This window comes from Penaeicola halotolerans, assembly GCF_016464625.1.
GTDB classification, from domain to species: Bacteria; Bacteroidota; Bacteroidia; order Cytophagales; family Cyclobacteriaceae; genus Penaeicola; species Penaeicola halotolerans.
In genome coordinates this window covers 160777-177540 of sequence record NZ_JAEAGO010000004.1, presented here as the reverse complement: position 1 = coordinate 177540, position 16764 = coordinate 160777, and the positions used below count along the sequence as shown (strand labels likewise).

General features: G+C 40.6%; 14 protein-coding genes. 8 read left to right on the top strand and 6 right to left on the bottom strand.

Features of this window, described 5'->3' with window-relative positions:
- Positions 1–66: 66 nt before the first annotated feature.
- On the bottom strand, positions 67–984 hold the full coding sequence (locus I5349_RS11640) for a WD40 repeat domain-containing protein (RefSeq protein WP_226390943.1): 918 nt from the start codon (positions 982–984) through the stop codon (positions 67–69).
- Between the two features lie 26 nt (positions 985–1010).
- Between I5349_RS11640 and I5349_RS11635 the strand changes: the two genes are divergently transcribed.
- Both I5349_RS11635 and I5349_RS11630 read left to right on the top strand, forming a co-directional pair.
- Complete coding sequence (locus I5349_RS11635) at positions 1011–1643, top strand: 4'-phosphopantetheinyl transferase family protein (protein WP_226390942.1); 633 nt, start codon at positions 1011–1013, stop codon at positions 1641–1643.
- 51 nt (positions 1644–1694) lie between these two features.
- A complete protein-coding gene (locus I5349_RS11630; protein ID WP_226390941.1) occupies positions 1695–2273 on the top strand; it encodes a thioredoxin family protein in 579 nt (192 codons plus the stop codon).
- Between the two features lie 5 nt (positions 2274–2278).
- Here I5349_RS11630 and I5349_RS11625 read toward each other — a convergent pair whose 3' ends face one another.
- The 3 genes from I5349_RS11625 to I5349_RS11615 form a co-directional block, all read right to left on the bottom strand.
- Entirely contained in the window at positions 2279–3136 is an 858-nt protein-coding gene (locus tag I5349_RS11625; RefSeq protein WP_226390940.1) for a transglutaminase-like domain-containing protein, read from the bottom strand.
- 6 nt (positions 3137–3142) lie between these two features.
- Positions 3143–4771, bottom strand: a complete 1629-nt coding sequence (locus I5349_RS11620) for an acyl-CoA carboxylase subunit beta (protein WP_226390939.1) — start codon at positions 4769–4771, stop codon at positions 3143–3145.
- Between the two features lie 121 nt (positions 4772–4892).
- Positions 4893–5675, bottom strand: coding sequence for an N-acetylmuramoyl-L-alanine amidase family protein (locus tag I5349_RS11615; protein WP_226390938.1), 783 nt, complete (start codon positions 5673–5675; stop codon positions 4893–4895).
- A 76-nt stretch (positions 5676–5751) separates the two neighbouring features.
- Here I5349_RS11615 and I5349_RS11610 point away from each other — a divergent pair, with 76 nt between their 5' ends.
- Both I5349_RS11610 and I5349_RS11605 read left to right on the top strand, forming a co-directional pair.
- Positions 5752–8490: a putative LPS assembly protein LptD gene (locus I5349_RS11610; RefSeq protein WP_226390937.1), complete on the top strand. Its 2739-nt coding sequence runs from the start codon at positions 5752–5754 to the stop codon at positions 8488–8490.
- 50 nt (positions 8491–8540) lie between these two features.
- Positions 8541–8963 carry a hypothetical protein gene (locus I5349_RS11605; RefSeq protein WP_226390936.1) on the top strand — a complete coding sequence of 141 codons (423 nt, stop codon included), beginning with the start codon at positions 8541–8543 and terminating at the stop codon, positions 8961–8963.
- A gap of 53 nt (positions 8964–9016) precedes the next feature.
- On the opposite strand, the gene lysS is transcribed toward I5349_RS11605, so the two are convergent.
- Positions 9017–10741: a lysine--tRNA ligase gene (lysS, locus tag I5349_RS11600; RefSeq protein WP_226390935.1), complete on the bottom strand. Its 1725-nt coding sequence runs from the start codon at positions 10739–10741 to the stop codon at positions 9017–9019.
- A gap of 24 nt (positions 10742–10765) precedes the next feature.
- Positions 10766–11950 (bottom strand): proline dehydrogenase family protein, encoded by a 1185-nt coding sequence (locus I5349_RS11595; RefSeq protein ID WP_226390934.1) that lies wholly within the window; start codon positions 11948–11950, stop codon positions 10766–10768.
- 78 nt (positions 11951–12028) lie between these two features.
- On the opposite strand from I5349_RS11595, the gene I5349_RS11590 reads away from it, so the two are divergent.
- The 4 genes from I5349_RS11590 (at position 12029) to I5349_RS11575 (ending at position 16760) form a co-directional block, all read left to right on the top strand.
- Positions 12029–13120: a bifunctional 3-deoxy-7-phosphoheptulonate synthase/chorismate mutase type II gene (locus I5349_RS11590; protein ID WP_226390933.1), complete on the top strand. Its 1092-nt coding sequence runs from the start codon at positions 12029–12031 to the stop codon at positions 13118–13120.
- A 233-nt stretch (positions 13121–13353) separates the two neighbouring features.
- A complete protein-coding gene (locus I5349_RS11585; protein WP_226390932.1) occupies positions 13354–14460 on the top strand; it encodes a chorismate mutase in 1107 nt (368 codons plus the stop codon).
- Between the two features lie 49 nt (positions 14461–14509).
- Positions 14510–15544 carry a 3-dehydroquinate synthase gene (gene aroB, locus I5349_RS11580; RefSeq protein ID WP_226390931.1) on the top strand — a complete coding sequence of 345 codons (1035 nt, stop codon included), beginning with the start codon at positions 14510–14512 and terminating at the stop codon, positions 15542–15544.
- Entirely contained in the window at positions 15522–16760 is a 1239-nt protein-coding gene (locus I5349_RS11575) for a 3-phosphoshikimate 1-carboxyvinyltransferase (RefSeq protein ID WP_226390930.1), read from the top strand. The genes aroB and I5349_RS11575 overlap by 23 nt, the downstream gene beginning before the upstream one ends.
- The last annotated feature ends 4 nt before the right edge of the window (positions 16761–16764 follow it).

The window sequence follows — 16764 nt, the reverse complement described above, 5'->3', positions numbered from 1 at the left end:
TTTTATCTAAATCTAAGCTTGAAGACGCTCTGTTCCAAATAACTGTCTTATAAGACTTTTATTTTCTCAATCGGGTATAAATGACAAATCCCAAATAGACAATGTGCGGTCATCACTTGCCGACACGATCAGACTATCAAAGTCAGACCAAAGCAATTTATTAATGGATGTTCCATGTCCAGCATGACGCGCTTTATCGATTACTTTTAGTAGTTTGAATGACTGCAAATCCCAAACCTTGATGGATTTGTCCATACTACAAGTTACAAAATATTTCATATCTGCACTAAAGTCGATATGGTTTATTGCATACATGTGAGCTATGATATCTTCTTGAAGCACATAAGCTTGTACTACATTCCAAGCCTTGAGGTGAGCATCTCTACCTGCCGAGAGCAAGTAGCTTCCATCAGGGCTGTATTTTACGGTAAAAACAGAGTTGGTGTGCCCCTGGAGTGTCTGGATGAGCTGATAGTCAAAATCGAAAATTCTAATCAAATGATCGCTGTATCCTACCGCAAACTGCTCTAAATCTGGGTGGATACTGATGGTTCTGGCACTTTTATCAGAAGACTTGATGTGCTTGATGATCCCCTGACGCACTAGGTCAAATACAATCACTACTCCATCACCTGTAGCGATCCAAGCAAGGTCTCCCTTCACTTGAATATCAAAAATAGCTGCATCTGTCAGCTGCACGGCATATAGCTCACGATTGGTTTGGAGATCTATCACATGTAGTCCTTGATAGTTTTCTCCGATGAGCAGTTGACCTCGTGCCTGATCATAGCATACAGCATAGACAGACTGTGGCACTTTAGCGATAAGCTTACCGTCCTTAGGTTGAGTGAGGTCCCACTCTACGACCATCCCATCTCCTGCCCCTGAAAAAAATAAGTTAGCAGCTCTTCCTCTTGATAAAGCATACACACAATCATTGTGACCAGTGAGTGCATTTATTTTTGATACTTGTATCTTTGTCATCTATCTTGTCGAATATCCAGCGCCTCATGCACTTAGCAAAAATAGAAAAAATAAGCCCTGAAGCAGTTTTTGTGATTTATAAATTAACAGAAACTAATCTGGCTTCTTGTGATATCAGCTTTTTAAATGAGCATGACCTAGCCGAGTGGCGCTTGATCTCTCACCCTCAAAAACAAATAGAATGGCTTGGAGCTCGATTTGCACTCAAAAAAGTGCTAGAAGAAATGTCGCTCCCCTATACTTCCGCTATCAAAGATGAGTTTGGTAAGCCACACCTCATCGGCATCAAAGGTTTTATCTCATTCTCTCATACCAGCCAATATGCCGCAGCTTACTACCATAAAGATCAACATATAGGGATAGACCTAGAAGAGGGGAAGAGCAATCTACTCAAAGTAAAAAGTAAATTTCTTAATGAAGATGAGCTCAAAGAAGCTGGGAATAATTTAGAAAAACTAACTATTTACTGGGGTGCGAAAGAGGCCATCTTCAAAGCAAAGGGGAGAACCGGTATTAGCTTAAAAAACAATATCAGAATAGCCCCTTTTGTAGTAGATCAAGAAATGTATCATGGCAAAGTAGTAGAGGAAGATTCAGAAAATCATTACATCTTGAGAAAAAGTCAAATACGAGAAACTCAAATTATTTACACAGTATAATTTGCTATTTGTCATTAAATCCTATTAAATTGACTTAAAATTTGATGGATTATGAAAAAATCATTTTTACCACTACTATTCACTTTTTTCTGTATATCAAATGTAGTGATGGCACAAGTGCCAGATTTTCAGTTGTTGGACGCCAACTCTGGAAACAACATCAAGCTCAGTAGCTATGAAGGTAAATCAGCCGTTGTGCTGATCTTTACGAGCAACTACTGTCCTTATTCAAAACTTTATGAAGACAGAATCAAAGCGCTTTATGATGAGTTTGACAGTCAAAATGTGCAGTTCATACTTATCAATCCCAATGATCCTGATACAAATCCAGATGAATCTATCTCTGAAATGAAAAAACGTGCTGGAGAGAAAGGATTCAACTTCCCCTATTTAGTAGATAAATCTCGAGAAGCTGTTCAAATTTTTGATGCTAGCAAAACTCCAGAAGTCTTTGTATTAAAGCACACTCAGACTGGCTTCAATATAGTCTATCAAGGTGCTATAGACAATAATCCACAGCTCCCTGATCAAGTGACAAGTGCTTATTTGAAGAATGCTCTAGTCTCAGTACTAGCGGGTAGAAATGCTAATCCAAGAAGCACGAGACCCACAGGCTGTGTGATCAGATAAGCAAATCAAGACTCCAATCCTTGTCCTAAGCACCGGAGCATTTCGATCACTTCCTCCATCTTGGCACTATCCCCAAGTTTTTCAAAGGAAATGTATAAGTTCCTAAGCATTCTAGCTACGATGTCGATGTGTGTGCAGGGCTCGAAATATTTATCTTTAGTATCCAAGCGCAAGTGCCCCAAGTAGTTAGCGATATCTGCTTTGGAGAAAATCAGACCTTTGTTAAAAGCATTGATGTAAAATTGCTGATCCTCTGTCTTATAAGTCAACACAAAAAGATTGGGTAGGTTAACACCATAAACTGGCAGTTTGAGCTTTTGAGCGATCAACATGTACACAACACAGAGCGAGATGGGATTTCCTCTTCTCGTCTCTAACACTACATGCAGCATAGAGTTACCAGGTGCATGAAAATTCTTAGTATTAGCAGAAAACTTGAGCTTATTGAATACAACACTATTAAGCACCCTAATCTTATCTACTGCTTGTAAGTCCTGATTAAATTCGAGCCAAGCATCATAGTACAGTTGTTCAAGCTCCTTTTGAAGTGTTTCTAGTTCTAAGTCTGGATATTGATACGTGTTGAGTAGCCAGATACCTTCTAGTAGATCTATCCCACCTGTCTCTCCCCATATCGAAAGCCTTTCTTTGACTAGCTTGAACTGCAAGTCATGAACCAGCTCTTCTATCTGCTTTTGAAAGGTAGCATTGAAACTTTCCTCCCACTTTTTCTCTAAAAAAGGAATAATGGGAGAACCCAAAGACATGATTTTCTCACGTACATGGGTTCTCACTTCTGTATCTTCATCATCCAATAGGGAGACCAAAGCGGCTAGTTCTTTTTGACTCAACTCTTTGTCCATCTATGATTAGGTTTGAATAACACCAACATTAAATCTCTCTGTGATAGGAGCATGATCTGCCGCCTCGATGCCCATGGAGATTACTTTTCTAGTTTCAGCCGGATCAATGATTCCATCTACCCAAAGTCTAGCGGCAGCATAGTATGGGCTTAATTCCTCTTCGTATTTTTGAGTGATTTCTTGAAGCAATTGTGCTTCCTCTTCTGGAGTGATCACCTTACCTTGTGCTTTGAGCGTAGCAACTCTGATCTGTAGAAGTGTTTTAGCAGCTGAAGCGCCACTCATCACAGCCATCTGCGCGCTTGGCCAAGCATAGATCAATCTAGGATCATACGCTTTACCACACATGGCATAATTACCCGCTCCGAAGGAATTTCCGATCACCAAGGTAAACTTTGGTACCACAGAGTTGGCCATGGCATTAACCATTTTAGCACCATCCTTGATGATGCCACCATGCTCTGCTCTACTACCCACCATGAATCCACTCACATCTTGGATGAAAACTAGCGGTATCTTACGCTGATTACAGTTCATGATAAATCTAGCTGCCTTATCAGCAGAGTCGGAGTAGATCACACCCCCCATTTGCATCTCTCCTTTTTTAGATTTGACGATCTTCCGCTGATTAGCGATGATTCCTACCGCCCAGCCATCTATTCTAGCTGTACCACAGACAATTGATTTACCATAGAGCGCCTTATATTCATCAAACTCAGAGTTATCTACCAATCGGTCGATCACCTCTCTGATATCATAAGGCTTAGCCCTATCTGCTGGAAAAACGCCATAGATTTCTTCGATCTTTTTAGCAGGAAGTTTTGCCTCTTTCCTATCGAAACCCGCTTTTTCAAAAGCTCCGATTTTGTCAAATATCTTTCTTATCGCATCGAGACACTCTTGGTCATTCGCATATTTATTATCTGTGACACCAGATATCTCACAATGTGTGGTAGCACCCCCAAGGGTTTCATTATCCACATCCTCTCCTATGGCTGCTTTGACCAGATAAGAACCTGCTAAAAATATTGAGCCTGTCTTGTCGACAATCATCGCCTCATCAGACATGATCGGGAGATAAGCTCCACCCGCTACACAGCTACCCATGATAGCAGCTACTTGGATGATGCCCATAGCGGACATCTTGGCATTATTTCTAAACTGACGTCCAAAGTGCTCTTTGTCCGGGAAAATTTCATTTTGCATAGGAAGGAAAACGCCAGCACTATCTACCAAGTAGATGATGGGAAGTCTGTTTTCCATAGCGATCTCTTGTGCTCTCAGGTTCTTCTTAGCCGTGATGGGAAACCAAGCACCTGCCTTTACAGTAGCATCATTGGCTACGATCATGCACTGCTTACCACTGACATAGCCTATACCTGTGACGACACCACCTGAGGGACAACCGCCTACCTCTTCGTACATGCCTTCGCCTGCAAAAGCCCCTACTTCTAAAAATTCTGTTCCTTTATCTCTCAGATAGTCGATACGCTCTCTAGCTGTCAATTTGCCTTTTTCATGCTGCGCATCGATACGCTTTTGTCCACCTCCGAGCTTTACTTTTTCAAGCTTCTTTTTGAGCTGAAAAAGCTGCTGCTTATTCAAGTCTTCGTTTTTGTTAAACTCTAGATCCATTATTGTTTTGGGTTTATTTCACTGCATACAATACCTCCACGCGCAGGTTTTGTTTGTTTTTGCTTATTTGAAAGAGATCAAATATTAGCAATTTATAGAGAAGAATTTATTTCTCTACTTTTTAGTTCATGCTTTCAACCTCTACTTTGTAGTCTCTGAAAGCTCTAAAAATGGCACTCGCTATGTAAGTCTGTCCCAACTTATCATTGAGATATTTTTCTTCTTCTGGATTAGATAAAAAGCCTGCCTCAATGAGTACAGAAGGCATAGAAGTCGCCCAAAGTACCCAGAAAGCTTCTTGCTTTACGCCACGACTATTTCTTCCGACACGATTTTTGAATTGGTCTTCGAGACTCTCTGCCAGTCTCAAACTATTGCCTCTAAAAGCCCCCTGATAAAGGGAAAACATGATGTGTGTCTCTGGAGAATCTGGCTCGAAACCCTCATAGTTTTCCTTATAGTCATCCTCTAAAAGAATAACTGAATTTTCTCTTTTGGCTACTTCCAGATTACTCTTTGCTTTACTTACTCCCATCACGTAGGTTTCAGTACCTTTTACTGTTTTCACTGAAGAGGCATTACAATGTATAGAAATGAAAAAATCTGCGCTCTCTTTATTGGCTATTTTTGGTCGCTCGTACAGCTCAACAAACTTATCGGTACTTCTCGTGTAGATCACCTCTACATCTGGCAAGTTTTCCTTGATCGTCTCTCCAAGCTTGAGGGCGATGGCTAGCGCAACATCTTTCTCTTTTGAAAAACTACCCAGCGTACCAGGATCTTTACCTCCATGACCTGCGTCTATCACAACTTTTTTGACCCGATACTTAGTCTCCCCAGCAGGGATAAATGAGCATAATAAGATGGAAATAGTGACCAGAGAAAATGCGAGAATATTTTTCACGATGTTACGTTAGTTAAAAGTTAATAAGGTAACTTTGTACAAAGTTGTAAATTTTTAAGTAAAAAACAGAAAGCAGGTGTATAAAATCAAATACGCTTACTTCTTCGTCCCTTTCTTCCTATTCTTTATTGGTCAGTCATTCGCACAGATCAATACACGTGCCAAGAGAAGCAATGAGGTGACTCAAACGGTGCTTTCTGATAGTTCTCAGGTGGCTGCCGACTCCCTTTTAAGACAAGATTCTGTCAAAATCCAAAAAAGTAGCCTTGAAACTAAAGTCGACTACACTGCTGATGATTTCATCGAGATGGATAACACGCAGAAAAAAATCTATCTCACGACCAATGCGAAGGTTACCTACGGAAATATCAAATTAGAAGCTGATTCTATTTTTATAGATTTTGATAAGAAAACCATGTTTGCTATCGGTAGGCCTGACTCTACTGGTACGATCATAGGCAAACCGATCTTCGAACAAGCTGGACAAGTCTATTATACAGATGAAATCAAATACAACTTTGAAACTGAAAAGGCCTATATCAAATTTGCTATTACGGAGCAGGATGAGGGTTTTTTGAGAGGGGATAAAGTCAAAAAAGACAGTCTAGGAGCTGTCAATCTAGGAGATGCTATGTATACCACATGTGATCTCCCATATCCTCACTGGCACATCAGTGCTAAAAAAATCAAAGCCCTTCCAGGCAAAAGAATCGTCACAGGTCCTTTTAACCTTTACTTCAATGGCATTCCTACACCGGCTGGATTGCCTCTAGGCTTTTTACCTCCAAAAAAAGAGAAAGCCTCTGGTATCATCTTTCCTACTTATGGTGAGGAGCGTGTGAGAGGTTTGTTCTTGCGTGATTTTGGCTATTACTTTGCTTTCAATGACTACATCCATACGGGTATCCGAGGAGAAATCTACTCTAAAGGCGGCTATGGTGCGAGCATCCAAACCAACTACATGAAGCGCTATCGCTATAATGGTAACTTCAGCTTTGACTATAATCGATTTGTCAGTGGTCAAGAAGAGCTGAATCCACTTGCGATTAATGACTTCTGGCTTAGATGGAGTCATACACCTCAAACCAGAGGAACAGCTAGATTTTCTGCATCAGTCAATGCTGGTACTTCTACCTACAATACGAATCAAAACTTTCAAAATGACTTTGCTAGAAACATCAATTCGGAATTTAGCTCTTCTGTCAATTATAGTAATGTCATCCAAGGAACACCCTTCAGCTTTTCGACCTCATTTAGACATAGTCAAAATGTCCGTACTAGAGAAGTACAGGTGCAGTTGCCTGATGTAGCTGTCAACATGAATAGACAGACCCCTTTTCAGAATTCAAATCTAGATATCCTGAAAAGACTCAATCTAGCTTGGAACTTCGTAGCGACTAATCGTATCAGCAATGCCGTAAAGACGCGATCTGCTGGCTTCCCTGTAGCAAATACATTTGTGCCAATAGATACGCTTACTGGTCAGCCTCTGGAAGTGAGACCTTTTGATGCAGCTAATTTACCCCTCATTTTTAGGGAAGCTCAAAATGGTGCTAGACATACAGTACCGATATCTACCTCATTTAACCTGCTCAAGCACTTCAATATCAGTCCAAGCTTCAACTATACAGAGCTATGGTATCTCAAAGAGCTTGATTTTAGCTACGATGAAGAGGCGAGAGCAGTTAGAATCGATACTTTGAGTGGTTTTTCTCGTGGAGGTTTTTACAATGCGAGTGCAAATATGACAACACGTATATATGGTTTCTTTAATATCCGTGGAAAGAAAATAGATCGTATCCGACACGTGATCACACCGAGGGTAGGTTTCAGCTACAACCCTGACTTTACAGATCCAAGCTATGGCTTTTTTAGAGAAGTTCAGATAGACTCAACGGGGCGTACACAGATGCTCTCCAAATATCAAAATTTTGTCTGGGGTACAGCTCCTGCGGGAGAATCTCGGTCTTTGACCTTTGGCTTTGATAATAATATAGAGATGAAAATAAGGACCAAATCCGACACTGCTACGGAAATGAAAAAAGTCCCCATCATCAAAAATTTGAGTTTTAACTCTTCCTATAATTTTGCTAGAGATTCATTTCAGTTGGCCCCTATCAGTATGACTGCGTTTACGGGACTTTTTAATGACAAAGTGAGCATCAACATGAATGCTACCCTCAATCCATATATTTATCGATTGGATTCGTTTTTTGTCAATGAGCGGACGGGAGTCACTACAGTGCAGCAGACTCAGCTCAATCAGTTTGCTTGGAATAATGGCAGAGGACTGGGGCAAATCACCGCAGCTTCTATCAATATGAGTACGAGTTTGAATCCTAACTCAAAAACGAATAATAATCCTGCCGCTGTCAATAGTGCTATGAATAGGCAAGCAGCGATGGAAGGTATGCCTGTAGATCCTGCAATGGAGGCCGAGCTCCGCAGTATGGCGATGAATCCAAATGCCTACATAGACTGGAATGTCCCTTGGAGTCTCAATCTCAACTACAACCTGAACTACGCTAAAGTAGGTTTTCAAGAAGCTAGAATCACCCAAGCATTAAACTTTTCGGGGGATGTGAGCTTAACGGAGAAATGGAAAATCAACTTCAATTCAGGCTTTGACTTTGAAAATAGAGATCTAACACAAACCAATATTTCTATTGCAAGAGATCTTCACTGTTGGGAGATGCTGGTAAACTGGGTGCCTTTTGGTAGGTATCAATCATATTCGATAGACATTCGAGTAAAAGCCTCTATGCTTCAAGACCTCAAAATTAGTAGAAGAAGAAGCTTCTTTGACTTCAGATAGTCCGATAGAATTCTTTTTTATGACTAACTTTGGAAAAAATCGTCCAAACGATGTCTTTATCTTTTTATAATGGCTCCAATTATTTTGGGCCTCTGCTATTCATTGTGATAGCCTATCTTTTGCATCACTTTAGTCCAGGGCTGATGATAGCCGTCCCTATTTTAGCTATTGTTTATGCTGCTTTTTACTTATTTCAGTCCTTTGCTTTGGTTGGTAGGTTTCGCTTTTCAAATCAAATCTACTTGATCTTCTTTGTGATCATCTTCCAATTCTTGTCTTTGGCTTTTAGAGGAGGAATGGATCAGATTGTCCAAGACTTCCTTTTAGTAACTCAGTTTTTTATGCTTGCTGTAAACTGGTGGATGATCAATCAAGCTAAAAGCAAAGCCAAGGAACACCATAAATTTTATGGTTCCCTTTACTTTCTTAACTATCTAGCACTTGCTTGCTCTCAATACCAGTATATCATATAAAAAAAGCCTCAAGATCGAGTGATCCTGAGGCTATACTATTTTGCAAGACTATATTAAGCTAACCAACCTTCTACCTCTTCTTTGGTAGGATTAGCAACTTCTAGCTTAAGCTTTTTACGCATCCCACAGACATCATTAAAGAGCTTGTTAGCATCAAAGCCTTTGAGTTGATCTATGGTATGAATATTCATTTTTCTGATGATTGGCAATAAGTCAGCGCGAATTCCCTGCGCCTCAAAGTCAGCATCAGTCGCTAGCTCGACTTTCTTCTCTGGTCTCATCTGAGGGAAGAATAATACCTCTTGGATCGTATGCTGATTGGTCAATAGCATCGTCAAACGATCGATACCTATACCCAAGCCAGAAGTAGGCGGCATACCATATTCTAATGACCTGAGAAAGTCCTCATCCATCGCCATCGCTTCATCATCACCTCTTTCTGCGAGCTTGAGTTGCTCCTCAAATCGCTCTCTTTGATCAATAGGATCATTGAGTTCTGAGTAGGCATTAGCGATCTCTTTACCGTTCACAAAAAGTTCGAAGCGCTCTACCAAGCCAGCTTTACTTCTATGCTTCTTAGCTAGAGGAGTCATTTCTATAGGGTAATCAGTGATGTAAGTTGGTTGAATCAAATTCGCCTCTACCTTTTCACCAAAAATCTCATCGATCAGTTTTCCTCTACCCATGCTATCATCTACCTCTATAGACATTTGAGCACACACTTCTCTAAGTTGCTTCTCGTTCATTTCTGAGATATCGATGCCTGTATATTCTTTGATCGAATCATACATGCTGAGCTTACGATATGGCCCTGCAAAGTCTATTTGATTTTGACCCACAGTGACAGTAGTCTTTCCATGAATTCTCTGAGTGACATCCTCTAGGAGGTTTTCCACCATCTCCATCATCCAAATGTAGTCCTTGTAAGCCACATAGATCTCCATAGAAGTGAACTCTGGATTGTGTGTACGATCCATCCCCTCATTTCTGAACATCTTGCCAAATTCATACACACCATCAAATCCTCCAACAATCAACCTTTTCAGGTAAAGCTCATTGGCTATTCTCAAGAAAAGCGGCATGTCTAGGGTATTGTGATGCGTCTTAAACGGTCTAGCAGCAGCCCCTCCATGAACAGCCTGTAAGATAGGCGTCTCCACTTCTAACCAGCCATTGTCATCAAAGAACCTTCTCATCGTGCTGATGATTTTTGATCTAGTGATAAAAATATCTTTATACTGAGGATTGACTGTCAAGTCCACATATCGCTGTCTATAGCGCATTTCAGGATCGGTAAATCCATCGTAGACATTACCTTCCTCGTCTCGTTTCACTACTGGAAGTGGCTTTACAGCTTTTGATAACAATTTCAATTCTGTAACATGAAGTGAAATCTCACCCGTTTGTGTAGTGAAAATATAACCCTTCACCCCAATAAAATCTCCTATACCTAGGAGCTTTTTGAATACTGTATTGTACAGTACTTTATTGGCATCATCCTCTGGACAGATGTCATCTCTTCTGACATAGATTTGTAGTCTGCCAGTAGCATCTTGAATCTCCGCAAAAGAAGCAGAACCCATGATTCTGCGACTCATCAATCTACCTGCTATCGAGATGCTTTTATAGTCATTCTTATTATTTTCGTAGTTCTGGTGAATATCTGCCGCAGTTACATTGATATCAAAAGACTCAGCGGGATAGGGATTGATCCCCAGCTTCATCAACTCTTCACGGTCTTTTCTGCGTTCTATTTCCTGCTCACTCAGTAGTTGCATGTCAAATTATTATTGGTTATTGCTTTATTTATTGGCTTTTCTCCTAGCCATTTCTCTTTTGACTAATTCAAACTCTCTGCTAGATTGACCTGCTATAGATGTGTTTTCAGCAGCTCTTCTACCTAGGTATGGCATCACAGACTTGATAGGGCCATAAGGGACGTATTTAGCCACATTATATCCCGCGTTTGCCAGATTGTATGAGATGTTATCACTCATACCATAAAGCTGCGCAAAGAAAAATCTAGCATCGTCATTTTTCAAGCCATGCTCATTCATCAGCTCGGCTAGGTATATCGTACTCTTCTCATTATGCGAACCGCAGCAGATATAGAAGACATCTTTATTATCCATCGCCAACTTCAATGCTGCATCAAAGTCTCTATCACTGGCAGCCTTATTTGGCTGGATGGGACTTGGATAACCCATTTCCTTAGCCCTAGCACGCTCCTTTTCCATGTAAGCACCTCTGACAAGCTTGGCTCCAAGGTAGTAACGCTTTTCTCTAGCATTTTGAAGTGCTTCTGACAAGTTGCCAAGCATATCTGCACGATACATCTGATAAGTATTATAGACGATGGCTGTTTCTTTATTGTACAAAAACATCATCTCATAGGCCATCTGATCTATAGTATCTTGAATCCACGTCTCCTCAGCATCTATGAAGATTCTTACCCCATGATCAAATGCCGATTTGCAGATAGCATTTACTCTCGCCTTGACTCTTTCAAAAGCCTCTGTTTCTGCTTGACTTAGCTGTTTCCCGGCTTGTACTTTAGCTAAAAGTGGTGTAGATGCGAGTCCAGTGATCTTAAACACACTAAAAGGAATGGCTTTATTATTACTTGCCTTGTGGATAGTCGCTATGATTTCATCTCGCGTATGATCAAATCCATCCTCTTTCTCTCCACCTTCTACCGAATAGTCAAGTATGGTACCTATACCGAACTCACTCAAAGACTTGATCGTAGGCTCACATTCTTGGATATTTTCTCCTCCACAAAAATGGCTGAAAACCGTACTTTTGATGATACCCTTGACTGGCAATCCAAGCTTTAGTGCTAAATTTGAAAATTTAGTGCCAAAACTTACCAGTGCATTGTTATTCATCGCTGAAAAGATCAAATACTGCTTTTTCAGTTGCTGATCCGACTTGGACGAAAAGGCTATTTCAAGGTTGTCAAAAGAGATTTTTGTACTTGTCTGCATATGGTATTTTAAAGAGTTGCAAATATATACAAAAACAGCAACATGCTGGAATTTGTTATCCATTTGAAGAAATCAAAAATGTTAGAATTACCAGATATTCAATCGATAAAAAACTGGGGGATAGAGGTCAAAAATCCCTTTGTCATAGCAGGACCTTGTAGTGCAGAGACGAGAGAACAAGTCTTAGAAACTACTGCTCAATTGGCTCAAAAAGGTATCCACACCATACGCGCTGGTGTATGGAAACCACGCACTAGACCTAATAACTTTGAAGGTGTCGGAGAAAAAGCCATGCCATGGTTAGTAGAAGCTAAAGAAAGATACGGAGTTAAATTTGCCGTAGAAGTAGCCAACCCTAAACATGTAGAAGTCTGCCTCAAAAATGGCATAGATGTACTCTGGATAGGTGCAAGATCTACTGTCAATCCGTTTACCGTTCAAGAAATTGCTGATGCACTCACTGGTGTAGACATCCCTGTATTGATCAAAAATCCGATCAATCCTGACCTAGCACTATGGATGGGTGCTATAGAGCGTGTGTACAATGCCGGTATCCGTAAGTTGGGCGCTATTCACAGAGGCTTTAGCTCATTTCAGAATACCACTTATAGAAACGCCCCTATGTGGCAGATAGCTATCGAGCTCAAGACAAAACTCCCTCAACTACCACTCATCTGTGATCCAAGTCACATGGGTGGCAAGCGCGAGCTTATACAACCTCTGGCTCAAATGTCTCTAGACTTAAACTATGACGGGCTGATCATCGAGTCTCACATCACACCAGACCTCGCTTGGTCAGATGCATCACAACAAGTGACTCCAGACAGACTTGCTGAAATACTTAGCGCACTTAAAACACGTCAGATCACAGTAGATAATGTAGAGTACCAATCTCAACTAGAAATCATCCGTGAGCAAATAGATGAAGCGGACCGAGAGATCCTAGAAGCCATCAGCAGAAGGATGAGATTAGTAGAAAAAATCGGCTATTACAAAAAAGCTAATAATGTAGCTGCACTGCAAATGGACAGGTGGCATGAGATATTTTCCTCTAGACCTGAATGGGCTAGAGCACTTCAGATCAATCCAAATTTTATAGAAGAACTTTACCGATTGATACATGATGAATCGATCAAAAAGCAAACAGATATACTTGATAGCGATATCTAATCATTATAAAAAAGTTTAAATAATTTCTTTCTACTGCTTGTTCGTTAAAATTTATTCTATACTTTTGAAGATATGATAAGCAACCAAGCAAAATTTTACTTTAGCTATTTTTACTTTTATCCATTCCTCAAGAATCGGAGCTTGGTAGCTATTGCTTAAAAGAAATAGAAAACAAACCATAACCTAAAGCCCGATTCTTCACAGAGTCGGGCTTTTCTTATTTACAAAAACCAATGAAAAACCTAAAGAACATGTCCGCCTGGGGTATGAACCTCAAAAGTCCTGCGATCATCGCTGGCCCGTGTAGTGTAGAGAGTCCTGCTCAGCTATCTGCTATTTGTACAGAAATGAAGTTGAACAACATCAAGCCAGATCTTTTCAGAGCTGGTGTGTGGAAACCACGCACAAGACCTGGGGGATTTGAAGGTCTTGGTGCTACAGCACTTCCTTGGCTAGAGATCGTGCGAGAAGAACTCAATGTACCCATCACTGTAGAAGTCGGCAATACCAAGCATGTAGAAGAAGCCTTAAAGGCTGGTATCGATGTGCTCTGGGTGGGTGCCCGTACTACCGTAAATCCATTTTCAGTGCAAGAGATCGCTGAAGCACTCAGAGGAGTAGATATACCTGTACTGGTCAAGAATCCAATGAGTCCTGATCTTGGGCTTTGGGTAGGTGCTTTTGAGAGATTCAATGCAGTAGGTATAGACAGGTTAGCTGGAATCCATAGAGGGTTTACTGACCAGCATGATAAGACGTATAGAAATAAACCCAACTGGAGTATACCTATTCACCTCAAAAGAGAAATTCCCGGTATAGAAGTCATCAATGATCCTAGCCATATCACGGGTAAAAGAGACATGATCTTAGAAGTGTCGCAGCGAGCTCTTAACTTTGGCTTGGATGGACTAATGATCGAAACACACCATGATCCTGATAATGCTTGGAGTGATGCCGCTCAACAGGTCACACCTACTAGGCTAGCTGAAATCCTCAAGCAACTTGAGTTCAGAGAGACGCTTTGGAATGAAAATCTAGATGATCAATTGAGTAAGTTCCGTGTGGAAGTGGATCAGCTTGACCATCAACTCATGGAGATCCTTGCAGAACGCTTTAAAGTCATTGATAAAATAGGAGCGCATAAAAGGGATCAAGGTTTGGCAGTATTCCAGCCAGATAGATGGACCAGCGTAATGGAGTCTAGGACAAAAGAAGGTGTAGCTAAAAACCTCAGTGAAAAATTCATGAAAGAACTTCTTTTTGCGATACATGAAGAGTCTGTAAAAAGACAAGAAAAGCAAATAAAGACTCAAAGCACCACGAATAGCTTAAAAGTCTGAAACAAGCTGCCAATAAGTTTCTTTTAGTTTTATCTTTACTGAAAAAAAATTGAATAAAGTCACCGTTACCGATCAGATTAGCACTCATCTCCAAAAAACGCTCTCGAAGGCAAACGCTTCAAAAGTAGCTGTTTTGGTAGATGAAAACACAGCCATGTACTGTCTCCCGATCATTAGAGATTTGGTTCATGACTGCATATTAATCCAAATAAAGGCTGGAGAGCAAAATAAAAACATCAGTACTTGCCTCAATATCTGGCAAAAGATGACAGATGAAAAGTTGGATAGAAGTGCTTTACTCATCAACTTAGGTGGTGGCGTGATAGGTGATATGGGAGGTTTTTGTGCAGCTACTTATAAGCGTGGGATTCGATTTATCAATATCCCAACCACACTGCTTGCTCAAGTAGACGCTAGTATTGGTGGTAAATTGGGAATTGACTTTGGATCACTTAAAAATCACATTGGCCTTTTTCATGAACCAGAAGAGACAGTAGTAGATCCAGTCTTCCTTCAAACGCTTCCTGAGTGTGAACTCAAATCTGGATTTGCTGAAATGCTCAAACATGGACTGATTTCAGACGAGGTATATTTCAAAAGGCTTTCCAGACTTAACCATCCAAATGAGATCACTGCTGATGACATCGCACACTCTATTATGTTGAAAAAGCAGGTAGTAGAAAAAGACCCTAAAGAAAAAGGCTTGCGTAAGATTCTCAATTTTGGACATACCATAGGGCATGCTGTGGAAAGTCATTATTTGACCACTGATCATCCACTATTACATGGAGAAGCCATCGCTATTGGGATGGTTTGCGAGGCTTATCTCGCGCAAATAATTGGCAAACTACCCCAAAGTGCTGCAGAAGAAATACATCAAGTAATGAAGCGTTTCTATCCGATGAAGTCACTTCCAGAAAGTTCAGTATTGCTTACACTCATGCAGCATGACAAGAAAAATTCACGCCAAACCTTAAGCTTTAGCTTGCTGAGCACCATAGGTAAATGTGACTTTGACTGTAAAGCAGATAGTCATCAAATTTTAGAAGCACTAGCCATTTATGAATCCTGTGAAAGAGCATAAATCCGTAACGCTAAAACCCGTTCAAGACATAGGTGATCAGATCATTCCACTACCTGCTTCCAAAAGCGAGAGTAATCGTGCTTTGATCATTCAAGCATTAGCTAACGGAAATTCCATTGAGCTATCCAATCTAGCTGAAGCGAGAGATACGCAAACAATGATTCGCTTGCTCGCTGACAGAAGCGATTTGAAAGATGTACTAGATGCGGGTACGACTATGCGATTTTTGACTGCTTACTATGCGATATCTGATCAAGAAGTGACTATGACAGGTACGCCTCGCATGTGTCAAAGACCCATAGGTATCTTAGTAGATGCACTGCGAGAAATCGGTGCGGATATCAACTATCTGGATCAAGAAGGCTACCCTCCACTTTTGATCAAGCCATTTACTGCTCAACAAGTTGATAAAATCAGCATTAGAGGAGATGTAAGCAGCCAGTATATCTCAGCACTTTTGATGATCGCTCCAAAGTTATCTAAGGGATTATCTATTGAGCTCACGGGTACTATAGGATCTAGACCTTACATAGAGATGACGCTTGCGCTTATGAGTCAGTTTGGGGTGAAACATACATGGGAAAAAAACACTATCTACATACCTGCTCAGTCTTACCAAGCACAAAGCTATGCTATAGAAGGTGATTGGTCTGGTGCGAGCTATTGGTTTAGTCTATTGGCACTAGCTAAGTCTGGTTCACTTTTCATCCAAGGGCTAAAAGAAAAATCACTACAGGGAGATGCCTCCATAGTAGATATCATGAGCTATTTAGGTATCAAAACTGCATTTAAAGAAGACGGTATTCTTTTAGAGAAAATCCCTGTTAAAGGCATCAAACAATATGACTTTCTCCACTGTCCAGATATCGCACAGACAGTAGCTGTGACTTGTGCTGGCCTTGGATTATCTATGACTTTTAGTGGTTTAGAGAGTCTCCGAATCAAAGAAACTGATCGAATAGCAGCTCTTCAAGCTGAATTAAGCAAAGTAGGAGCTAAATTTGAAGAAATAGAAACGGGTTTTTGGCAATTGACTCCAAGTAATAAACTACCCGAGATAGCTAGTTTTGAAACATATGATGATCATAGGATGGCAATGGCATTTGCTCCGCTAGGCACACTTATGCAGCTCGACATAGCCGATCCAGAAGTAGTCAACAAATCCTATCCCTCTTTTTGGCAACATTTAGCTATTTGTGGTTTTGAAATGACCTAATCTT